25 protein-coding genes and 1 tRNA gene are annotated in these 19,425 nt (G+C 63.3%); 15 read left to right on the forward strand and 11 right to left on the reverse strand.

All coding sequences use genetic code 11. The annotated features are described in order from the left end of the window. Positions 1–108: 108 nt before the first annotated feature. From VZ95_RS04005 to gor, 9 genes are all read left to right on the forward strand, one after another. The gene (locus VZ95_RS04005) at positions 109–456 is read left to right on the forward strand and encodes an Ig domain-containing protein (RefSeq protein WP_045774731.1); all 348 of its coding nucleotides are present in this window, start codon (positions 109–111) and stop codon (positions 454–456) included. A gap of 14 nt (positions 457–470) precedes the next feature. After that, complete coding sequence (locus VZ95_RS04010) at positions 471–878, forward strand: hypothetical protein (RefSeq protein WP_045774732.1); 408 nt, start codon at positions 471–473, stop codon at positions 876–878. Beyond that, positions 820–1,464, forward strand: coding sequence for a hypothetical protein (locus tag VZ95_RS04015; RefSeq protein WP_156995038.1), 645 nt, complete (start codon positions 820–822; stop codon positions 1,462–1,464). Before VZ95_RS04010 ends, VZ95_RS04015 begins: the two co-directional genes overlap by 59 nt. A gap of 10 nt (positions 1,465–1,474) precedes the next feature. Continuing rightward, positions 1,475–1,816: a hypothetical protein gene (locus VZ95_RS04020; RefSeq protein WP_045774734.1), complete on the forward strand. Its 342-nt coding sequence runs from the start codon at positions 1,475–1,477 to the stop codon at positions 1,814–1,816. Then, complete coding sequence (locus VZ95_RS04025; protein ID WP_045774735.1) at positions 1,813–2,235, forward strand: hypothetical protein; 423 nt, start codon at positions 1,813–1,815, stop codon at positions 2,233–2,235. Before VZ95_RS04020 ends, VZ95_RS04025 begins: the two co-directional genes overlap by 4 nt. A 29-nt stretch (positions 2,236–2,264) precedes the next feature. Further along, positions 2,265–2,435: a hypothetical protein gene (locus VZ95_RS25025; RefSeq protein ID WP_198148075.1), complete on the forward strand. Its 171-nt coding sequence runs from the start codon at positions 2,265–2,267 to the stop codon at positions 2,433–2,435. A 117-nt stretch (positions 2,436–2,552) separates the two neighbouring features. Beyond that, positions 2,553–3,389 carry a DUF3108 domain-containing protein gene (locus VZ95_RS04030; RefSeq protein ID WP_045774736.1) on the forward strand — a complete coding sequence of 279 codons (837 nt, stop codon included), beginning with the start codon at positions 2,553–2,555 and terminating at the stop codon, positions 3,387–3,389. Between the two features lie 87 nt (positions 3,390–3,476). Next, a complete protein-coding gene (locus VZ95_RS04035; RefSeq protein ID WP_045774737.1) occupies positions 3,477–4,934 on the forward strand; it encodes an NAD-dependent succinate-semialdehyde dehydrogenase in 1,458 nt (485 codons plus the stop codon). 2 nt (positions 4,935–4,936) lie between these two features. Next, entirely contained in the window at positions 4,937–6,286 is a 1,350-nt protein-coding gene (gene gor / locus VZ95_RS04040) for a glutathione-disulfide reductase (RefSeq protein WP_045774738.1), read from the forward strand. A 26-nt stretch (positions 6,287–6,312) separates the two neighbouring features. On the opposite strand, the gene VZ95_RS04045 is transcribed toward gor, so the two are convergent. Next, a complete protein-coding gene (locus VZ95_RS04045; protein ID WP_045774739.1) occupies positions 6,313–6,786 on the reverse strand; it encodes an Lrp/AsnC family transcriptional regulator in 474 nt (157 codons plus the stop codon). Between the two features lie 144 nt (positions 6,787–6,930). Between VZ95_RS04045 and VZ95_RS04050 the strand changes: the two genes are divergently transcribed. Next, positions 6,931–7,449 (forward strand): RBBP9/YdeN family alpha/beta hydrolase, encoded by a 519-nt coding sequence (locus VZ95_RS04050; protein WP_198148076.1) that lies wholly within the window; start codon positions 6,931–6,933, stop codon positions 7,447–7,449. A 57-nt stretch (positions 7,450–7,506) separates the two neighbouring features. Here the strand turns inward: VZ95_RS04050 and VZ95_RS04055 are convergent, their stop codons facing one another. The 4 genes from VZ95_RS04055 to VZ95_RS04070 form a co-directional block, all read right to left on the reverse strand. Then, positions 7,507–8,058, reverse strand: a complete 552-nt coding sequence (locus tag VZ95_RS04055) for a GNAT family N-acetyltransferase (protein WP_045774740.1) — start codon at positions 8,056–8,058, stop codon at positions 7,507–7,509. 313 nt (positions 8,059–8,371) lie between these two features. Continuing rightward, positions 8,372–9,508: an alpha/beta hydrolase gene (locus tag VZ95_RS04060; RefSeq protein ID WP_052711460.1), complete on the reverse strand. Its 1,137-nt coding sequence runs from the start codon at positions 9,506–9,508 to the stop codon at positions 8,372–8,374. Further along, entirely contained in the window at positions 9,505–10,662 is a 1,158-nt protein-coding gene (locus tag VZ95_RS04065; protein ID WP_045774741.1) for a nicotinate phosphoribosyltransferase, read from the reverse strand. The genes VZ95_RS04060 and VZ95_RS04065 overlap by 4 nt, the downstream gene beginning before the upstream one ends. Positions 10,663–10,700: 38 nt before the next feature. Further along, positions 10,701–12,077, reverse strand: coding sequence for a class II 3-deoxy-7-phosphoheptulonate synthase (locus VZ95_RS04070; protein ID WP_045774742.1), 1,377 nt, complete (start codon positions 12,075–12,077; stop codon positions 10,701–10,703). 223 nt (positions 12,078–12,300) lie between these two features. Between VZ95_RS04070 and VZ95_RS23830 the strand changes: the two genes are divergently transcribed. Both VZ95_RS23830 and VZ95_RS25030 read left to right on the forward strand, forming a co-directional pair. Continuing rightward, a complete protein-coding gene (locus tag VZ95_RS23830; protein WP_156995040.1) occupies positions 12,301–12,501 on the forward strand; it encodes a hypothetical protein in 201 nt (66 codons plus the stop codon). 88 nt (positions 12,502–12,589) lie between these two features. Continuing rightward, positions 12,590–12,859, forward strand: coding sequence for a hypothetical protein (locus VZ95_RS25030; RefSeq protein ID WP_045774743.1), 270 nt, complete (start codon positions 12,590–12,592; stop codon positions 12,857–12,859). Here VZ95_RS25030 and VZ95_RS22720 read toward each other — a convergent pair. The 4 genes from VZ95_RS22720 to VZ95_RS04090 form a co-directional block, all read right to left on the reverse strand. Continuing rightward, entirely contained in the window at positions 12,765–12,992 is a 228-nt protein-coding gene (locus VZ95_RS22720) for a DUF2256 domain-containing protein (RefSeq protein ID WP_084627563.1), read from the reverse strand. The genes VZ95_RS25030 and VZ95_RS22720 overlap by 95 nt on opposite strands. 4 nt (positions 12,993–12,996) lie before the next feature. Beyond that, positions 12,997–13,605, reverse strand: coding sequence for an HAD family hydrolase (locus VZ95_RS04080; RefSeq protein ID WP_045774744.1), 609 nt, complete (start codon positions 13,603–13,605; stop codon positions 12,997–12,999). A 21-nt stretch (positions 13,606–13,626) separates the two neighbouring features. Next, positions 13,627–13,701: transfer RNA gene (locus tag VZ95_RS04085), tRNA-Thr, on the reverse strand. 76 nt (positions 13,702–13,777) lie between these two features. After that, positions 13,778–14,440, reverse strand: coding sequence for a Fe2+-dependent dioxygenase (locus tag VZ95_RS04090; RefSeq protein ID WP_045774745.1), 663 nt, complete (start codon positions 14,438–14,440; stop codon positions 13,778–13,780). Positions 14,441–14,570: 130 nt separating this feature from the next. Here VZ95_RS04090 and VZ95_RS04095 point away from each other — a divergent pair, with 130 nt between their 5' ends. The 3 genes from VZ95_RS04095 to VZ95_RS27930 are packed head-to-tail and all read left to right on the forward strand — an operon-like array spanning position 14,571 to position 17,318. Further along, the gene (locus tag VZ95_RS04095) at positions 14,571–15,893 is read left to right on the forward strand and encodes an imelysin family protein (RefSeq protein WP_052711461.1); all 1,323 of its coding nucleotides are present in this window, start codon (positions 14,571–14,573) and stop codon (positions 15,891–15,893) included. Between the two features lie 5 nt (positions 15,894–15,898). Then, on the forward strand, positions 15,899–16,819 hold the full coding sequence (locus VZ95_RS27925; RefSeq protein ID WP_052711462.1) for a di-heme oxidoredictase family protein: 921 nt from the start codon (positions 15,899–15,901) through the stop codon (positions 16,817–16,819). Then, positions 16,707–17,318: a di-heme oxidoredictase family protein gene (locus VZ95_RS27930; protein ID WP_269747052.1), complete on the forward strand. Its 612-nt coding sequence runs from the start codon at positions 16,707–16,709 to the stop codon at positions 17,316–17,318. Before VZ95_RS27925 ends, VZ95_RS27930 begins: the two co-directional genes overlap by 113 nt. Positions 17,319–17,397: 79 nt before the next feature. Here the strand turns inward: VZ95_RS27930 and VZ95_RS04105 are convergent, their stop codons facing one another. Together VZ95_RS04105 and VZ95_RS04110 are read right to left on the reverse strand one after the other, a co-directional pair. Next, a complete protein-coding gene (locus VZ95_RS04105) occupies positions 17,398–19,158 on the reverse strand; it encodes an acyl-CoA dehydrogenase (protein ID WP_045774746.1) in 1,761 nt (586 codons plus the stop codon). Beyond that, positions 19,155–19,425 (reverse strand): FAD-binding oxidoreductase (locus tag VZ95_RS04110; RefSeq protein WP_045774747.1); only part of this gene is annotated, 271 nt, incomplete at its 5' end. The genes VZ95_RS04105 and VZ95_RS04110, both read right to left, overlap by 4 nt.

Below are 19,425 nucleotides of genomic sequence, written 5' to 3' on the forward strand. Positions count from 1 at the left end.
CGGCGGGCAGCTTGGCACGCTCTCGGAAGGGCAGGCGGCGAGCCTGTCGCTCAGCGCTGCGGGGGCGGATCAATATCTGATCGTTGGCGGAATCCTGCCCTGGGGCTGGTGCTGGATCGCAGCACGGGCGCGCTGACCGGCACGCTGCCCGACATGGGCGGGGCCGGGTTTGACCCGGTTGGAGGCTACACCTGGTCCGCGCCCGCATCGTCCGATCTCGGCACGTACGCCGTGGGGGCGAGCGTGAGCGTCGCGCAAGCCACTGCGCCTGCGACGGGCACCTTCGGGCTGCGCGCGGATGGCTTGCCCTGGGGGCTGACGCTCGATCCGGGGAGCGGGCTCATCAGCGGCACGGTCAGTCCCGAAGCGGCGGCGGGCACCTACGCCATCACCATCGCCCGGCTCGATACCAGCGGTAGCTACGGCACGCGCGCCTACACCATCACCATCTCGTAAGGAGGGCGGAAACTATGCCCGAGGTCTATAATTTCACCGCGCGCGCCACGGCGGCGAGCGGTGCTTTTGCGGATCGGAATTTTTCGATCACCGTCAATAACAATCTCATTCAGCGCCTGCTCGCCATCGGTCAAAGCGGCGTTGCGCGCTCGACGGGAGCCGGGCCGTGGGTTCTGGTCCCCGGCGTCAAGGGCGATAGCGGCGATTGGGGCGACCGCTGGTTGGTCTGGGATCAGGCGGCGGGCGTTATGTGGGAGTCGCCCGATGGGATCAACTTCACCAGCTTCGTGCCGGTGTTTCCGGCGGGCTATACGCGGCTCGGCTTTTTTGCGCTGGCGTGGGGGTGCGTGGTGGGCAATGGCAATGGCCGACCGGGGGACCCACTGGGAGACTGCGGTTGCAACCTCGACCGATGGCGGTGAGGCCTGGGCCTTGGTCGGTGGGACTATCCTCAGCCCGACCCTTGGCCTTTCGTTCGAGCGCTCGGAAGCCGGGGCGTCGATCCTCGCAACCGGCGCCGAGTGGTATTATCGCGCCAGCGACGCCGACGCTTGGGCGGTGGTACGGACCGTGGGGATAGGCAGTCGCTTCCAGATTGCGCACCTGAATGGCGTGTGGTTCGGCCCTGCCTCCGACTCTTACCTGCCCGGTTTGGCCCGGTCGGTCGATGGCGAAACGTGGTTTACCCAGAGCAATCCGAGCGTGCTGACGAGCGGTTACTATCGCGGCTTCGCCTACACCAATGGCACCGTGATCGGCCAAGCTTATTATGATGGGGTGGCGGGCTATACGCTCGATGCCGGGCTGACGGTGCAGGCGACAGCGGCGCTGCCTGGCTTCTCGGGAGGATATGACGTGGAGCGTCCCATCGTCTCGCAAGGCGGGCGCACGTATATGATCGGCGCTTCCGGGGAAATTTACGTTATCACCGCCGTCGCCGCGACCGCGTCGGCGCAAGCCCTTCCGGCCCCGCTTGGCGTGCCTAGCTGCCTTGCCGTGCGCAATTAAGGGGGCGGCGATGGGCGACGATTTAAGGGCAGTTCTGGCCGAAATTCAGGCCGGAACGCGCGAAGGGCGGGCGTGGCGGCAGCGGGCCGAGCAACGGCTCGATCAAGCCGCCGACAGTCTGCATCACCTGTCGCAAGCGCTGGCCGAAGTCACCACCGAAATGAAGCTGCACCTGCATTACGGGCAGGAGCGGGTCGGGCGTCTTGAGGAGCGGATATCCGCTCTTGAGGATGTCGGCGCGCCCAGTGCGCCGAAAACCGCCGTTGCGGTCGGCGGCGGTGGGGTTTTCGGGTGGCTCGCGGGCGGCGGTTGGGACCATCTCACGCAACTGATGAAGAGGATTTTGCCATGACCGCAGGCAAGCTTCCGCGCGGTATCCGCAATCACAATCCCGGCAATATCCGCCGCACGACAACGATTTGGCGCGGCATGGTCCCGGACCAATCCGGCGATGCCGAGTTCGTGGTTTTCAGCGAACCGCTCTGGGGCCTGCGCGCCTTGGGGCGGGTTTTGCGGACCTATTACGACCTTTACCACTGCCGGAGCGTCGCGACGATTCTGCGCCGCTACGCTCCGCCGACTGAAAACAACACCGCCGCCTATATCGCGGCGGTGGCGAAAATTCTGAACGTTGCGCCCGACGCTGAAATTCCCCGAACCCCCGAAACCTGGGTTCGGTTGATGCAGGCCATCGTTCGGCACGAAAACGGCGTGGGAGATGCCTATCCCCTAGCGCTGTACCAGTCCGCCGCCGCCCTGGCGCTGGACTGATCTTTTCCCTTTTCCGATAGGAGATAGACATGCAGTATCTATTGAGCCGTTTGCAGGAACGGAGCACCTGGCTCGGGCTGATTGCGCTCGTCACCGGCTTCGGCGTGAGCGTTAAGCCGGATGTTTCGAATGCGATTATCACGCTCGGCAGTACCGTTGCTGGCGTGGTCGCGGCCCTAACGCCGGACCCGCAGCGGTAAACCGCGCGGAGCGGTCGGACGGTCGGGGCCGTAATCGAGGGGGACGGGATGGACAGGCGTCCGATCCCACCCCATATCTCTGAAGTCCCGCCTTTCCCGTTAGCTGAAAGGACGATCATGCGGCCGCTCTGCTCATTTTTCATCGTTGTCAGTCTTGGCCTGCCCGTCGCGGCGCGCGCGGCGGAGCCGCAAGGGGCTGAGCTTGAATATCGCGTCTATGTGGGCGGTATTGCCGCCGCCCGCTATTTCTTGCGCTATACGGCCACCGATACCCGCACCGAAATTGCGCTGACGGCGCAAACGGAAGGTTTTACCGATTGGTTGCTCGGGTGGCGGTCGTCGCAGTTTGCCGAGGCCGAGGTCGATCCACTATCGCCGAGCCGCGCTCGGCAGGTAGCGTTCCGCACAGAAGGGGTTTTTCGCGGAGAAGTCCGCCGGGTCGAACTGCGATCTTACGCCGACCGGCCTGCCGAATGGCAGATTAGCCCCCCGGAAGACCCGGAGCCGCGCACGCCCATCCTTCCCGAACAAACGGCGGGCACCTTCGACCCCCTGACCGGCACGTTTCTCAACCTGCGGAAGGGGACCGACGTTGCGGGGTGCCCAGCAGAGATTCCGTTTTTTGACGGTCGCCGCCGTTTCGATGCGGTTTTCGGGCAACAGCGTTTGGACGAGGTAAAGCCTTCATCCTACACGATTTTCTCCGGACCGACTCTCGTGTGCCAATTTACCATCAAGCGCATTGGCGGTTACGTGCTTCGCGCGAATGATCTAAACCGCCCGGAAGATCGCGACAAACCTATTTTTCTTCATCTCGGCACGGTTCTTCCCGGTTTGCCGCGTTTGCCTGTTCGCATCGAAAGCGAACTTACCCTAGGGAGTGTTATTGCGCATCTGGTCGCCGCGCGCCCGGCAAGCGGGGTTACGCGCATGGCAGCCTTGCCCGCGCAATAGGCTTGTCTCTCTGGTTTCGGGCCAATATCCAAGGTGATAGTGTTCGGCGCTTAACGCTGCTCATGTGCCGAACCCGGAGAAGACCCGATGAAGTTGACCGATACCGCCCTATTTCGCCAACACGCCTATATCAATGGCCAATGGGTCGATGCCGATTCGGGCGCGACGCTCTCCGTCGATAATCCGGCGACGGGGGCGAGCCTTGGCACAGTGCCGAGCATGGGCGCGGTCGAAACGCGCCGCGCTATCGATGCCGCTTCCGCCGCGTTTCCGCTGTGGGCGGCGAAAACTGCCAAAGAGCGCGCCAATATTCTCAGCCGCTGGGCCGATCTTATCACCCAGAACGTCGAGGATCTCGCCCAGCTCATGACCAACGAGCAGGGCAAGCCGCTGGCCGAAGCGCGCGGCGAAATCCTCTCCGGTGCGGCCTATATTCAATGGTTTGCCGAAGAAGGCCGTCGGGTCTATGGCGATATCATCCCGCAACCGCGCAGCGGTCAGCGCTTGTTGGTCGTCAAGCAGCCGGTCGGCGTCTGCGGCGCAATTACGCCGTGGAATTTCCCCTCGTCGATGATCGCGCGCAAGGCCGGGGCGGCCTTAGCCGTCGGCTGTACTTTGGTGGTGAAACCCTCCGATCTTACGCCGTTTTCGGCGCTGGCTTTGGCGGAACTCGCCGAACGCGCCGGGCTGCCGGCGGGTGTGCTGAATATCGTCTTCGGCGATGCGCCGCCCATCGGCGACGAGCTGTGCTTCAATCCGAAGGTGAAGAAGATCACCTTCACCGGCTCCACGGCGGTCGGCAAGCTGCTGCTCGGCAAGGCGGCGCAGACGGTGAAGAAAGTCAGCATGGAGTTGGGCGGCAATGCGCCGTTCATCGTCTTCGACGATGCGGATATTGACGCGGCGGTGGCGGGGGCGATTCTGTCGAAATACCGCAATGCCGGGCAAACCTGCGTCTGCGCCAACCGCGTTTTCGTCCAGGATGGGATTTACGACGCCTTCGCCGAAAAATTCACCGTCGCCGTCAAGGCGCTGAAAGTCGGCAATGGTCTGGACGCGGGCACCACTACGGGGCCGCTGATCGATGATCGGGCGCTGGCCAAGGTCGAACGCATGGTGGCGGACGCGACCGATAAGGGCGCGACAGTGCTGACCGGCGGGCATAAGCATGCTTTGGGCGGGCGTTTCTACGAGCCCACCGTTCTTGCGAATGTCACGCCCGATATGGCCGTGATCCGCGACGAAATCTTCGGCCCGGTCGCGCCGCTGGTGCGGTTCAAGGATGAAGCCGAGGTTATTCAACTGGCGAATGATACCGATTACGGCCTCGCGGCTTATTTCTACGCGCGTGACCTCGGGCGGGTGTGGCGCGTCGCCGAAGCCTTGGAATATGGCATGGTTGCGATCAACGATGGCGCGATTGCGACCGAAGTTGCGCCCTTCGGCGGCGTCAAACAGTCCGGCATGGGCCGCGAAGGCTCCAAATACGGCGTGGACGATTACGTCCAGATCAAGTTCCTCGCAATGGGCGGCATTGGAGCCTAAACATGGCTTATGATTTCGACCTTCTGACGATTGGCGCGGGTTCCGGCGGGGTGGCGGGCTCCCGCCGTGCCGCCTCCTACGGTCCCCGCGTCGGGATTATCGAGGAAGCGCGTATCGGCGGCACCTGCGTGCTGCGCGGGTGCGTTCCGAAAAAGCTGCTGATCTATGGGGTCGATATCGCCGATACGCTGGCTGACGCCGCCGGTTTTGGCTGGAGTATCGACGGCGCGCATCTCGATTGGGCCAAGCTGGTCGCGGCGAAGGATGCCGAGTTGGACCGGCTCCACGGTATCTATATCTCCATGCTCGATAAGGCCGGGGTAAAGCGGATCGAGGGGCGCGGCGTACTCGTTGATGCGCATACCGTACAGGTAGGCGAGCAGCGCTTTACCGCCGAGCGCATCATGATCGCAACCGGCGGCTGGCCGACGCTGCCCGATGTGCCGGGTAAGGAGCTGGCGATCACCTCCAACGAGGCGCTCGATCTGAAAAGCCTGCCGGAGCGCATCGTGATTTTCGGCGCGGGCTATATTGCGGTGGAATTCGCCGGGATTTTTCGGGCGGCGGGTTGTGCCGTCGATCTGGTGTTTCGGGGCGAACACGTCTTACGGGGTTTCGACGCGGAGGTGCGGGCGCATCTCACCGAGTCGCTGGCGGCGCGCGGGATCAATCTGCTGTCGGGCCGCACGATCACGGGTATCGCCGAAGAGGGCGCGGCGCGGCGCGTCACCCTCTCCGATGGCTCGGTGATTCTGGCGGGGCAAGTGATGTTCGCCACGGGCCGCGCGCCGAACACCAAGGGCCTCGGGCTGGAGGCGGTCGGCGTCGAAACCGGCTCCCACGGCGAGATTCTGGTCGATAATTGGTCGCGCACGTCGGTTCCGGGTATTTATGCGGTGGGCGATGTGACCAACCGCTTTAATCTCACGCCCGTCGCCATTGCCGAAGCGCGGGCGGTGGCGGAAACGCTCTATAATGATAACCCGATGAGCGTGTTCGAAAATGTCGTCCCCAGTGCGGTTTTCTCCCGCCCCGAGGTCGGTACAGTGGGTCTGTCCGAAGAAGCGGCGTTGGCGGCAGGCCATACGCTCGATATTTACACGACGCGCTTCCGCCCGATGAAAAACACCATCTCCGGCCGGGGCGAACGCACTTTCATGAAGCTGGTCGTGGACCAACCGACCCAGCGCGTGCTGGGGGCGCATATGGTCGGGCCGGATTCGGCGGAAATCATCCAAGGCCTCGCGGTGGCGCTCACTTGCGGCGCGACCAAGCAACAGTTCGACCGCACCATCGGCCTGCACCCCAGCGCGTCGGAAGAGTTTGTGACGATGCGCGATAAGCGGGCATAACCATCGGGGGAGGGGGCTCCCCCGATTTAAATCTGCTTGAGCAGCGCGCGACCAATGGGTTTCACCGGCTCGCTGCGCAACACGAGCGAGGTTGTGACCGGGCCGAACCGGGCGATGGTATCGACGATGGTTTCAAGCTCGGCGGGCGTCGGCACCAGCACCTTTAAAATAAAGCAATCCTCCCCGGTGAGGCGCAGCACTTCGATAATTTGTGGCATTTCGGCGAAGAGCTTCAGGCTGGCACGGATATGTTCGTGGGTGGTGCGCAAGCGGATAACGGCCATCATGCCGAATCCCAGGGCGGCGGGATCGATTCGCGCAGCATAACCGGCAATAATCCCACGCTCTTCCAAGCGCTTAACCCGCTCGGAGGTGGCGGGTTGCGATAGGCCGACACGACGCCCCAACTCCGAAATACCCAGGCGGCCATTCTCCTGCAAGGCTTCGAGAATGGCGATATCGGTCGGGTCGAGCATCGGGCGGGGACGGTCGGCGGGCATGGCGCATACCTTTAAACCATCGGAAACCAGCTTTATTTTCCGATAGTCTCCTATTCCGCGCGGTTAGGAAACCCGGCATCTTTTCCTCATACATTTCAGCCTGAGGAGACGCGAGAATGGAGATTATTCTGCTGCCCGGCATTGGTGGGTCGGGGGCCGAGCATTGGCAAAGCCGGGTGGGAGGCCGAGGACGGCCGCCTGCGGCGCTTCCAGCCGCGCGACTGGGATGACCCCGAGCTTGGCGATTGGATTGCCGCGTTGGACTGCGCAGTCGCCGCCGCAAAAGGACCCCGGGTCTTGGTCGCGCACAGCCTCGCCTGTCTGCTCGTTGCGCATTGGCTGCTGGCCTCGCCCTTACCGGTCGCGGGCGTGGTGCTGGTTTCGACCCCCGATCCAGAAGGCGCCAAATTCCCCCCGCAGGCGAAGAGTTTCGCCAATCCGCCGACGCAGAAATTCCGCTGTCCTGCGCTGATGCTGGCAAGTTCCAACGATCCCTATGGAACGCTGGACTACGCGCGCGCAATGGCGGCGCATTGGGGCAGCGGATTGATCGAGATGGGCGCTCTGGGCCATATCAACGCCCATAGTGGGCTTGGGGCTTGGCCGGAAGGGCGGGCATTGCTGGCCGCTTTTGTTGCGGGCGTGCAGAAGCGTTGCGTTTGAGTGTTGTCGGTGAAGGTTCGGGGAGCCAGGGGCTCCCCGCGCCGTTTTTTTAAACCGTTACGCGGCTTTCCGCTTCACGCTGCGGTTCTTCACCGAGCGCGCTTTTGGGAACCGAGCCCCGAAAGGGCGAACCGGCCCTTCGACGCCCGCGAGCGCATTTGGCACCATCCCCCGGATATAGATCCGGTCGGTTTTCTCGCCCGGCATCGTAATGCCGGTCGGGGCGGCGGCGGTGAAGTTGAACTTGCTGTAGAACTCGGCCAAATCGCTGACCAGCACGATAATCTCGTGCCCGTGGGCGGCGCAGGCGGCGAGGGTAACGTCCATCAAATCCGCGCCAAGGCCGAGACCGCGATAGGTTTCATCGACGGCGAGCGGACCAAGCAGCAGCGCGGGCGTTCCCTTCGGGCCGATTTCGACCGGCCAGTAGCGCAGGGTGCCGATCACCTTATCGCCGTCTTTGGCCACATAGCAGAGCGGGGCCACCGGGGCCACCCGGTCGCGGAACCGATAGGAGGTTTTTTGGCAGCGCGCCTGACCGAAAACCCGGTCGAGCAGCTGTTCGATGGCGTCCGCGTCTTGCGGTTGTTCTTGGGTGAAGGTCACCATTTCCGTAATCCTGAGGCCTAGTCGGTCGCGAGTAGTAGCGGCTTGGCCGATTCTGAGATCGGTCAAGGGAACAGCCCAGCGGGGCGGATCACGGTCTAGGGCAGCAGGGTCCCCACCGAAGCGGCAGGGCAGGAGGGGAGGAGGGTGATGAAACGGAACCCCGAACCCCGCTGCGCACGCAGACGGACCGACCGGCCGAACTGGCCGTCTTCTCGTCGTCGTTGCAGGGTGGAAACTGGGAGCACCGCTTTATCCTCTGTGTTGGTGACGCAGATCAATATCATATTCTGAACTGGCGTCAAGTGGCAGTATTTTATCCTGTGATCTGACGAAATTGCATCAGGCTTAGGGCAGCGCCCCACAGGCTGAAAGCGTCTTTCACGGATAGGCTGCCAATGTCGGCGTGGCTCAGGTCTTCCAGCAGAACCAAATGGCCCTGTCCTGGGGGGAGGGCTTCTAACAGGCTTTCGCTTTCGGTGTAAGGGATCACCGCATCATAGCGGCTATGCACTAGGGTCACGCGCGCGGAAAGGGCCGAAAGGTCGAGATCGACGAGGCTCAAGGCGGTAATTGCGTCGCGCGTCGGGGCGGGCAGGGCGGCGATCAGGTCGCTCACCGCGTCGGGATCGTCATTGCGCACCAGAGCATAGAGCGACTGGCCTTCCGGCCCCAGGCCCGCCGCCAGATCGTCTAGCGCGGCGCTGGGATCGTTCAGGCGGCGGGTGGCCATAATCCCTAAGAGGCCGCGATCCTGGGCGCTCACAACCCGCTCCAGATTGGCCTGGAGAAAGACCCAGACCGAGCGGGGATTCGGCGGCTGGAACTGCCAGGTTTCATCGAAGCGGCCCCGATAGGCCCCCGTGGTGAAAAACCGAATGACGGCTTCGGAATCGTAAAATCCCCCAAGCGCGAAAATCGCCTGCACGTCGGCGCTCACGTCCGGCTCCAGCGCGGCGCGGATCGAGGGCACGAGGCTGTAGGAAACCGCGCCGATGCCGATGGCGCGCGCGGCGGGATCGATCCGGTCGGTCGCTACCCGCACCGCATCGGCAATCGCGCGCGCGTGATCGGGCAGCACCTGGAAGCGCTCCATGCCGGGCAGTTCCGGCACGATGACGCGAAAGCCGGTTTCGGCCAAAATCCGCGCCATCAGTTGCAAGCGTGGATCGTCCCGCCCGGCTTGCGCGGCGCCCGGCACGAGGATGAGGCTGGCGCGCTCCCACCCATCTTGCCGCAGCCAAATATCGCCCTTGCGCGTGCGGCCATCGACCGTCCATTTGGTGCGGTTGAGGGTAACGGCGGGGGCGAGGGGTAGCGGTTCCTTGTTTTGAAGCAGCGAGACGATGAGCCAGAGGGCGGAACCGGTCCCAACCGGCGTCAGCGCCCAGCCGAGCCCGCTCGCCCCCAGCAGCAGCACGAGGGCGAGGAAAAACCGACGCAGCAGGATCATTTGCGCAACAGAAACTCGCGGCCCAGCTTCACGCGCGGCGCGCCATCATAGGCGATGATATCGGCGGTGGCGTAGGTTTCGCCCCAATTATCGGGCAGGTAGGAGCCGGTGCCGATCACGTCGATGGGGGCACCCGCAACCGCCATCACTTTGCACTTCGCCGGGCCGAAGCCGCTGGAGCCGATGATTTTCACTTTCGGGAAGCCGGCGGTATCGAGCGCCTGGCGGAAGTGGAAAATCGCCGCCGCCGTGACGCCCGGCCCGACTAGATGCCGCAGTTCGGCTTCCGTCCGATAGCCCCGGATGGACTGCGGCGCATGGGCTTCCATAACGCCGTAGGACAGGGAGGTATCGAGCCCCTCGATAAAGCGGCTGCCGTGGGTATCGAGCCGGAAGCTAATGCGACCGTCCGCCGCCAACTGCGGGAAGCGCGCGCATACCGCCAGCGCGTCGGTCACTTCCTGGCCGAAATAATCGACCAGTACGACCAAATCATTCTCGGGATAGGTTTCGTGATACATCTCGGCGGCGCGCAGCGTGCTCCCCGCATAGCCGATGAGCGCGTGGGGCATGGTGCCCAACCCGCCATCGCGCCCGAAATAATGGGCTGTCGCCGTCGTCGCATTGCCGATGAAGCCGACCGCGCCGACTGAGCGTTTTGCGGCGTCCGAGCCCACGTGGGCGGCATAGGCCATCATCTCGGCCATTTCTTGCCCCGCGCAGTGGCGGGCTTCCATAGCGAGAAAAGCCACACTGGGCAGATCGACGCACATGGTGAACGCATTATAGGCCGCCACACAGGCCGGGCCAATGCGCTGGAGCATAATGGTTTCAAGATCGACGAGATGGATGAACGAGCCGGTCACATAGAACAAAGGCTCGCCCGCGCCGACCCAATCGCCCTCGTGATGCTTGGTTTCGATTTCAAAGCTCACACCGCGCGCGGTCGCCATATCGGTGAGCCAGTCGAGCGCCAGTTTGGGGGCGAAGAGCACGGGACGCCGCATGAAGACGGCATAGGTGACGTTAGAGTCGCCGTTCCTGCGGACGATTTCTTTCGTCCGCAGGAAATACGCATCCGTCCGCTCGGCGACCTGCTCGGGGGTAAGGGCTGCGCCCGATGGGGTTAGCTCTGCCCGCTCTCGAACCTTCATGATTCTCCTGACCGGCCCGCCCGAAATGGTCTGACCGTCTAACTCGCTACGGCAAGCCTTACAGCTTCCCGCTCGGCTTTCAAGGATTCTGCGATCAGGAAGGCAAGTTCGATGGCTTGTTCGCCATTCAAGCGCGGGTCGCAATGGGTGTGGTAGCGATCCCCGAGCGACTCATCACTGATGGCTTGCGCGCCGCCGATGCATTCCGTCACGTTCCGTCCGGTCATCTCGAAATGCACCCCGCCCGCATAAGTTCCTTCGGCGCGGTGGATTTCGAAGAAGCTGCGGATCTCCGACAGGATGTTGTCGAAAGCGCGGGTTTTGTAGCCACTGGCGGCTTTCACCGTATTGCCGTGCATCGGGTCGGACGACCAAACCACGCGGCGGCCTTCGCGTTCCACCAGCCGCACGAGCGGCGGCAGGTGCTTTGCGATCTTATCGGCACCCATGCGCGCGATCAGGGTCAGGCGGCCCGGTTCGTTCGCGGGGTTGAGCCGGTCGATCAGGCGAATGAGATCGTCCGGGTCCATGCTGGGGCCGACCTTCATGCCGATGGGATTCTTGATCCCGCGCATGAATTCCACGTGCGCGCCGTCGAATTGGCGGGTGCGGTCGCCGATCCACAGCATATGAGCGGAGGTATCGTACCAATCGCCGGTGAGGCTATCGACGCGCGTCATCGCCTGCTCGAAGCCCAGCAAAAGCGCTTCGTGACTGGTGAAAACATCCGTCTCGCGGATCTGCGGCGAGGTGTCGGAAGTCAGGCCACAGGCTTCCATGAAAGCGAGGCATTCGCCGATACGGTCGGCCAAAGCCTGATATTTTTCCCCGGCGGGCGAGCGGGCGACGAAGCCCAGCGTCCAGCCGTGAACGCGGTGCAGATCGGCATAGCCGCCCTGGGCGAAGGCGCGAATCAGGTTCAGCGTCGCCGCCGACTGGCTATAGGCCTGCAACTGGCGCTTGGGATCGGGAATCCGCGCGGCTTCGGTGAATTCGATGCCATTCACCACGTCGCCGCGATAGGAGGGGAGCACGATTCCATCGCGCGTTTCGGTATCTTCCGAACGCGGTTTGGCGAACTGCCCCGCAAGCCGACCGACTTTCACCACCGGCATCGCCGAGCCGAAGGTTAGGATGACGGCCATTTGCAGCAGCACGCGGAAGGTATCGCGGATATTATCGGGATGGAATTCGGCGAAGCTTTCGGCGCAATCGCCACCCTGGAGCAGAAACGCCTTCCCGTCAGCGACGCGGGCGAGCTGTGCCTGCAAGCGGCGCGCTTCCCCAGCAAAAACCAAGGGCGGATAATTGCGCAGCGTGTTCTCTACCGACGCCACTTCTGCGGCATCCGGGTAGCTCGGCATCTGCTTCACCGGCTTGGTGCGCCAGCTTTCGGGGGTCCATTTCCCGCTCATCGTCCCTTTTCCTTACGTCCGTTTCCCTCTGATTTGCCAGAGTGGTCGTTCAGAATACAGGTTTCCGGGGGGAACGGAAATTCAAACTTTGCAGTCCTGCCAATGGTTTCGTCTGTAATGACCGATACCCTCGCCCGCCTTAACGATTTGTCATACTGCCGCAAGCCCTGTGAGAGATACCAGCTTTTATAGTCAATCCCATGAACACGCCGGGGAGGGGATTATGGGAAAATGGGTCGCGGTTTTGGCTTTGGCGGTGCTGGTATCGGGCTGCGTGGTGCGCGAGGGGCCGTATCGGTCGCACTATCGCTCCGGCCCGGTCTATGTAGAGCGTGGCCCCGAGTATCGCCCTCATTACCGCCCCGCACCGCCGCCCCATCCCCACCGGCACGGGCCGCCGCGCGAGCGCCATCACCGGCATTGATGTCTTACGGATTTGTCATCCGGCGGCCAGTCTGGGGATAGGTGCGGGGCATTAAAGTATATCTTACGCGTTTAGGGTGGAGGACATTATGTCGGTGCGCTTGTCTCTTTTGGCCGTTCTGGTACTGCTCTCCGGCTGCGTGACGGGAAGCACTACTTTTGCCCATGATCGTTATTATTACGATCCGCCGCGCCCGCGCTATTACTATCCGCCACCCCCGCCGCCGGTTTACTACCGCCCGGCCCCAGAGTATCGCCCCGTGATTATTTACCGCGACCGGCCTTACCACCATCGCCGCGACTGGCGGGAGCATCGCCGGGACCGTTGGGACGATCGGCGGCATGATCGGCGCGGCTAGGCCCTGCGCTGCGGCAGCGGTCGGAGCAATAGCGCACCTGCTCCCAATCCCGTTCCCATTTTTTGCGCCAGACGAAGGGGCGCTGGCAGGCTACACACATCTTACTCGGCAGGGTCAGCTTCTTATGGGCCATCGGCTTAGAAGCTGAATCCGAGGGCCTTTAGGCGGGGAATAGCATCCGCCGCGCCAATCCAATGGATTGTCTCGATCCCCAAAGCCCGCGCGGCGGCCACATTGGCGGGATTATCGTCCAAAAACACCAGCTCTTCAGGCTTGCGGTCGATGGCCGCGAAGAGATGGTGGAAAATCGCCGGATCGGGCTTCACCAGATGGACTTCGCCCGACAGAACAATGTGCCGGAACCTCTCGAACACCGGGAATTTAACCCGCGTCTGCCCGAAAAACTCCGCCGACCAGTTCGACAGCCCAAAGAGTTCATAGCCCGCCGCGTGCAGGTTTTCGACCAGGGCGATGCCATCGGCGAGGCCGCCGCCGATCATCTCATCCCAGCGCGCATAATAGGCGCGGATGAGCGCGTCATAGGCCGGGAAGCGGCGGGCGTGATCGTCGACAATCTCTTGATGCGGCTCGCCTAAATCGAAGCGCTCGTTAAAGCGCATGTCGCAAATGTCGGTTAGAAAATGCGCGCGCTCGGTGGCGTCGGGGATCAGCTTGCGGAAGAGATACTCTCGGTCCCAATCCACCAACACGCCGCCGAAATCGAAAAGGATCGTCGTGGGGCGCATCGGGCTTGGGCTCCGGAAAATTGGTGCCGGCTGCAGGATTTGAACCCGCGACCTTCGGTTTACAAAACCGCTGCACTACCACTGTGCTAAGCCGGCGCTCGGCGAGGGCCGGAAATCGAGCCCCCGAAAAACGAGCCCTTTGTAATCGCACCGTTTGCGCCGGTCAACACCCTCAAGGCTCGGCCCAGAGCCGCAGCAGATTGGCTAAGGATTTCGACATAAGATCGAACTCCCGGCTTTTGCCCTCACGGGCAAAGAGCGTCCTGCGGGCGGTGTCGAGATCGAACAGGATTTCCCGCTGCCCCGGATCGCGGATTAGGCTTTGAATCCAGGTGATGGCCACAAGGCGCGCGCCGCGCGTGACCGGCGTTACCTGATGTAGGCTGGTCGCGGGATAGAGCACGGCGGCCCCAGCGGGCAGCTTATAACTCTGCTCGCCGCCAGGATGATCGATGGAGAGTTCGCCGCCGTCATAAGTTTCGGGCTCCGACAGAAACAGCGTCAGCGCCAGATCGGTGCGCAAGGGCGGCTCGCCCATCAGCGCATCGTCCACATGGGGGCCGTAGGTCATGCCGGGCTCATAGCGGGCGAATAGTATCGGGTGCAGGCGGCGCGGGCGGGCGGCCAGCGCAAAGACCGGGTGGGCGCGTAAAGCCGCCTCGATTTCCGCCGCAAGCGGGGCTAAGGCCGGGTCTTCGGCTTGCTGATTCGCCTTCACCCCCGCCGCATTCCATCCGGCGGTAGCTTTACCGTCGATGAACCGCGCCCGGCCCAGGGCCGCAGCGATTGCCGCGAGCCGCTCGGGCGGCAGAATTTCCCCAAGACAAAGCTGCATCCTGTCAAACCTTCCAGTGCGAATAATTCGCAGTTTCCTTGCGAATGCGTCGCGTTCGTGTTTAAGCTTCCCGCCTGTTTTGAGCAAGCCTCGGCCTGTTGCAGGTCAGGCCGAAGGGAGCATAGGGATTATGCAGGGTAAGACGAAACTTTGGGTCGGCATCGGCGCGTTTCTGGTGGCGAGCACCGCAGGGGAGCGCGTGTTGACCGATCCGGCGGCGGTTCTCCTATCGCCGCTTCCGGCGGCGCTTGCGGCTGGGGCTGCGGGCGGTGAAGGGGGCGAGGGCGGTGGTGAAGGCGGCGGGCGTCCCGCCACCTATAAGCTCGGCTCCACCGATGCGAGTGCTTTCAACTTCGATGCCTCGGCGCAAGTGAGCGGCTATATCGCCCATGTTTTCAATAGCTATACCAACGCCCATCAGGCAGCGCAGCGGTTGCAGGCGGCGATTGATCGGTTTCTGAAATCCCCAACGGCCACGACCCTCGCCGATGCCCGCAACGCCTGGGTTTCGGCCCGCGTGCCCTATTTGAAGACCGAGACTTTCCGCTTTTACGATGGCCCCATCGACCTGAAATCCCCCCAGGGCGACGAGGAAGGGCCGGAAGGCCATATCAACGCCTGGCCGCTGAACGAGGCCTTTATCGACGGCGTGAAGGGCAACCCGAAAGCGGGCCTCGTCAACGACCGGAAAGTGCCCGTCACCCGCGCCGCGATTCTGGAGCGCGATCAGGTGTCGGACGAAGCCGATGTGACGACCGGCTGGCACGCGATTGAATTTCTGCTCTGGGGCCAGGATCTCTCGACCACCGGGCCAGGGGATCGGAAAGCCTCGGATTACGCCCCCGGCAAGGGCAATAACGACCGCCGCCGGGCCTATCTGAAGATTGTCACCGATATGCTGGTCGATGATCTCGGTGGGCTCGCCAAAGCTTGGGATCCGGCGGGCAAGGACAATTACGCGTCCTTCTTCAAAGCGCTGGACGAACGCGAGGCTTTGGGCCGCATGTTCGCCGGCATGGCCTCGCTCGCTGGCTACGAGCTTATGTCCGAACGCCTCGCGGTGGCACTCGATTCGGGCGATCAGGAGGACGAGCACTCCTGCTTCTCCGATACGACGTGGCAGGATTTTCTGTTCGATATTCGCGGCATCCGCGAAGTCTATAGCGGCGGCGCGGCGACCCCGGCGGGCGCGAGCTTGCAAGCCTTGCTCGCCCAACGCGCGCCGGAGATTAACAATCAGGTGCTGGCCGCGTTTGCCGCTGTCGAAGCTGCGGTGGAAGCGTTGCCGCGCCCGTTTGACCGGGAAGTTCTGGCCGCGCCGAAGGATAGCGCCGGGCGCAAGGCCGCCGAAAAGCTGGTGGCGGATCTCACGGCGCTGGCGGCAAAACTGCAAGATGCCGGGGCGGCTATCGGCGTGCTCGTGATCGTTCCGACGGTCGCGAAAGCCGAGTAATCTCTATGTCTCAAAACCGCTGGGGACCCTTCGGCCCGGCCTTTCTGCTGGCGGGGGCGCTGACTATCGCGCTCCCGCTTCACGCCGAAGACCCGCTGCTCGGCCCCGACCTTGCGGGCACCACGGGCCGCCCGAGCCTCACCCAAATGGCCTTCACGCTGCCGATGGCGGGCCTGTCGGCGGAGCGCCAGCGGGTTTTCTTTTTCGGCAATCGGCTGTTCAATACCAATTGGGTGGCCGCCCCCTCCTCGACACTGACCTTCGATGGCTTGGGGCCGACCTTCAACCGCGTCTCCTGCTCGGCCTGCCATTTGCGCGATGGGCGCGGGCAGGTGCCGGATAGCCCCGATGAGCCGCTGCAATCGGCGCTGGTGCGGATTTCGGTTTGGGACGCCGCACGTAAAACCGCTGTCCCGCACCCGGCCTATGGCGATCAGCTCAACGATCGGGCGATTTCCGGCGTTGCGGCGGAAGCGCGCGTGCGGGTGGCGTGGCAGGCGGTGCCGGGGGCCTATGGCGACGGCACGGCGTACACGCTGCGCAAGCCGGACATCAAAGTCGATCAACCCGCCTATGGGCCGCTAGGGAAAGACCTGCTCACTTCCTTGCGTGTTGCCCCCGCCGTCATCGGCCTGGGGTTGCTGGAAGCGGTGCCGGAGGCCGATATTCTGGCGCTCGCCGAAAGCCAGAAACAGGCGGGCATCGTCTCCGGGCGGCCCAATCGGTTGGAGGGGAACCGCCTGGGGCGCTTCGGCTGGAAAGCCAATCAGCCCAATCTGCGCACCCAAAAACGCCGGGGCGGCGAACGGCGATATTGGACTTACTACGTCCCTTTTCCCAAAGCAGAACTGCCCGCCCGCGCAAAAAGCCTGCCTCGCCGCGCCAAACGGCGGCACGCCGGAGGTGAGCGACGAATTTCTCGATAAGCTGACGGTCTACACGCAAACCCTGGCCGTGCCGCGCCGCCGGGAGTGGGACACGCCGGAATTGAAGCAGGGCGAGGCGCTGTTTACCCAGTTCGGCTGTTCGGCCTGCCATGTGAAAAGCCTGAAAACCGGCGACCACCCGCTGCCGGAACTGCGCAACCAAACCATTCATCCGCTCACCGATCTGCTTTTACACGATATGGGGCCGGGCCTCGCCGATGGCCGCCCCGATCATCAGGCCGGGCCGAGTGAATGGCGCACCCCGCCGCTCTGGGGCCTGGGGATGATCCCGATGGCTAATCAGCACGAGCATCTGCTGCACGATGGCCGGGCGCGCGGTCCCGCCGAGGCTATCCTCTGGCACGGCGGTGAGGCGGAAGGCGCAAAAGAGGCGTTTTCGGAATGCTCCGGCAGCGGACCGGGCGGCGCTGGTGGCGTTTCTGCGGTCGCTGTAGGGGAAAGCTGCGATCCGGGGGCCGAGGGAGCGCCGCGTCGCTAGTTCTCAGCAAAATGGGATTGCCAAGGGGCAAGCCCCTTGGCTGGGGTTGTTAGGGGCAAAGCCCCTAACCTTCAATCGTCTAAAGCAGCGCCTCATCATACTGAAGCAAGCTCTTCGAGCCCGCGCGGATGCTTTCCAGCAAGCCAGTCGCGCGCACCAACTCATGTTCCGCGAAAATGCGCGCTCCGATGATTTTGGCTTCGAGGAATGCTGCGTGGCCGCCGCCCTGGGCGAGGTCGGCTTGGGCGACGAGGGCCGAGCGGGCGAGCATCCAGCCGCCTGCGACGATCCCGGCGAGGTCGAGATAGGCGCTGGAGGCTGCAAACGGCAGGCGCATGTCTTCTTTGGCGGCGAGCAGCAGCCAGTCGGTCGCTTCGCGTAAGGCGGATTGGCCGATGCTGAGGTTTTGCGCCACGACGGCGAGATCATCGCCCGGCTGCTCGGCAAGCTGGCCCAGGGTGGCGCTTATGTCGGCGATCAGGGCAGTCATGGCGGCCCCGCCGTCGCGTAGCAGCTTGCGACCGACGAGATCGGCGGCTTGGATGCCGTTAGTGCCTTCGTAGATCGGGGCGATGCGGGCGTCACGCAAATGCTGGGCCGCGCCGGTTTCCTCGATAAAGCCCATGCCGCCGTGGATCTGCACGCCGGTTGAGGCGACGGAAACGCCGAGGTCGGTGGACCAGGATTTGACGATGGGAATCAGCAGATCCCCGCGCGCCTGAGCCCCCGCGATGCCCTTATGGGCGCGGTCGAGCACGGCGGCGGCTTCGAGCGCCAGGGCACGGGCGGCTTCGATTTTCACTTTCGAAAGCACGAGCATGCGCCGCACGTCCGGGTGGGCGATGATCGTCTGGCTCGGGCTGCCCGGCAGCGGCTTGCCCTGCGTGCGCGAGCGCGCGTAGGCGACCGCGTGCTGATAGGCGCGTTCGGCAATGCCGATGCCCTGCACGCCGACATTGAGGCGCGCATTGTTCATCATCACGAACATATATTCGAGGCCGCGATTGGCCTCGCCGATCAGTTCACCGACCGCGCCCTCGCCATCGCCATAGGCCATGACGGCGGTGGGGGAGGCGTGGATGCCGAGCTTATGCTCCAGGCTCACGCAGCGCAGATCGTTCTTGTCGCCCAAGGAGCCATCATCGCCGACCATCACCTTCGGCACGACGAACAGGCTGATGCCCTTCACGCCCGGCGGCGCATCGGGCAGGCGGGCGAGGACCAGATGGATAATATTATCCGTGTAATCATGGTCGCCGTAGGTGATGAAAATCTTCTGGCCGGAAATCCGGTAGGTGCCATCCCCGACCGGCACGGCCTTCGTGCGAACCGCTGCCAGATCCGAGCCCGCTTGCGGTTCGGTCAGGTTCATCGTGCCGGTCCAGGTGCCTTCGATCATCTTGGCGAGGTATTTTTGCTTTTGCGCGTCCGAGCCGTGGCGCTCCAGGCACTCAATCGCGCCGAGGTTCAGCAGCGGGCAGAGGGCAAAGGCCATGCTGGCGCTGTTCCACAGCTCCGACAGCGCCGCCGACAGCGCAATCGGCAAGCCTTGGCCGCCGAATTCGGGATCGCCGCCGACCGAGTTCCAGCCGCCCTCGACAAACGCATGATAGGCGTCGCGGAAGCCGGGGGCCGTCCGCACAACACCATTTTCAAGCACCGCGCCGTGCTGGTCGCCGCCCCAATTGAGCGGGGCGATCACCGAGCCTGCGAATTTACCCGCTTCTTCCAGAATGGCGTCGACATCGGTCGAATCGATGCCCTCCGGGAGAACATCGGCCACCCCGACAACCCGGTGCAGCGTGAAGCGAATATCGTCGAGCGGTGCCTGATACGTCATGACGCGATTACCTTCCCTGGATTCATGATTGCATACGGGTCTAAGGCCCGTTTGATTTGGCGCATCGCCTCAAGAGCGGCGGGCGATTTATACTGTTCGAGTTCATGCACCTTCAGCTTGCCGATACCGTGTTCGGCGCTGAACGATCCGCCCAACTCCTGAACGATATCATGCACAACCCGGTTCGCCGCCTCCCACTGCTGCAAATAGGCCTCCCGGTCGGCCCCGACCGGCTGGGAGAGATTATAGTGTAAGTTTCCGTCTCCG

The sequence above is a fragment of the Elstera litoralis genome, from assembly GCF_000963705.1.
Taxonomy (GTDB): Bacteria; Pseudomonadota; Alphaproteobacteria; order Elsterales; family Elsteraceae; genus Elstera; species Elstera litoralis.

Coding starts and splice junctions, on each gene's coding strand:
- VZ95_RS04020 (WP_045774734.1), top strand. CDS start 1,475: ATGGGCGACGATTTAAGGGCAGTTCTGGCCGAAATTCAGGCCGGAACG.
- VZ95_RS04080 (WP_045774744.1), bottom strand. CDS start 13,605: ATGCGCCCCACGACGATCCTTTTCGATTTCGGCGGCGTGTTGGTGGAT.
- VZ95_RS04025 (WP_045774735.1), top strand. CDS start 1,813: ATGACCGCAGGCAAGCTTCCGCGCGGTATCCGCAATCACAATCCCGGC.
- gor (WP_045774738.1), top strand. CDS start 4,937: ATGGCTTATGATTTCGACCTTCTGACGATTGGCGCGGGTTCCGGCGGG.
- VZ95_RS04015 (WP_156995038.1), top strand. CDS start 820: ATGGCCGACCGGGGGACCCACTGGGAGACTGCGGTTGCAACCTCGACC.
- VZ95_RS04090 (WP_045774745.1), bottom strand. CDS start 14,440: ATGCAGCTTTGTCTTGGGGAAATTCTGCCGCCCGAGCGGCTCGCGGCA.
- VZ95_RS04095 (WP_052711461.1), top strand. CDS start 14,571: ATGCAGGGTAAGACGAAACTTTGGGTCGGCATCGGCGCGTTTCTGGTG.
- VZ95_RS23830 (WP_156995040.1), top strand. CDS start 12,301: ATGGGAAAATGGGTCGCGGTTTTGGCTTTGGCGGTGCTGGTATCGGGC.
- VZ95_RS04065 (WP_045774741.1), bottom strand. CDS start 10,662: ATGAAGGTTCGAGAGCGGGCAGAGCTAACCCCATCGGGCGCAGCCCTT.
- VZ95_RS22720 (WP_084627563.1), bottom strand. CDS start 12,992: ATGGCCCATAAGAAGCTGACCCTGCCGAGTAAGATGTGTGTAGCCTGC.
- VZ95_RS04070 (WP_045774742.1), bottom strand. CDS start 12,077: ATGAGCGGGAAATGGACCCCCGAAAGCTGGCGCACCAAGCCGGTGAAG.
- VZ95_RS25025 (WP_198148075.1), top strand. CDS start 2,265: ATGCAGTATCTATTGAGCCGTTTGCAGGAACGGAGCACCTGGCTCGGG.
- VZ95_RS25030 (WP_045774743.1), top strand. CDS start 12,590: ATGTCGGTGCGCTTGTCTCTTTTGGCCGTTCTGGTACTGCTCTCCGGC.
- VZ95_RS04055 (WP_045774740.1), bottom strand. CDS start 8,058: ATGGTGACCTTCACCCAAGAACAACCGCAAGACGCGGACGCCATCGAA.
- VZ95_RS27925 (WP_052711462.1), top strand. CDS start 15,899: ATGTCTCAAAACCGCTGGGGACCCTTCGGCCCGGCCTTTCTGCTGGCG.
- VZ95_RS04010 (WP_045774732.1), top strand. CDS start 471: ATGCCCGAGGTCTATAATTTCACCGCGCGCGCCACGGCGGCGAGCGGT.
- VZ95_RS04030 (WP_045774736.1), top strand. CDS start 2,553: ATGCGGCCGCTCTGCTCATTTTTCATCGTTGTCAGTCTTGGCCTGCCC.
- VZ95_RS04060 (WP_052711460.1), bottom strand. CDS start 9,508: ATGATCCTGCTGCGTCGGTTTTTCCTCGCCCTCGTGCTGCTGCTGGGG.
- VZ95_RS04045 (WP_045774739.1), bottom strand. CDS start 6,786: ATGCCCGCCGACCGTCCCCGCCCGATGCTCGACCCGACCGATATCGCC.
- VZ95_RS04105 (WP_045774746.1), bottom strand. CDS start 19,158: ATGACGTATCAGGCACCGCTCGACGATATTCGCTTCACGCTGCACCGG.
- VZ95_RS04035 (WP_045774737.1), top strand. CDS start 3,477: ATGAAGTTGACCGATACCGCCCTATTTCGCCAACACGCCTATATCAAT.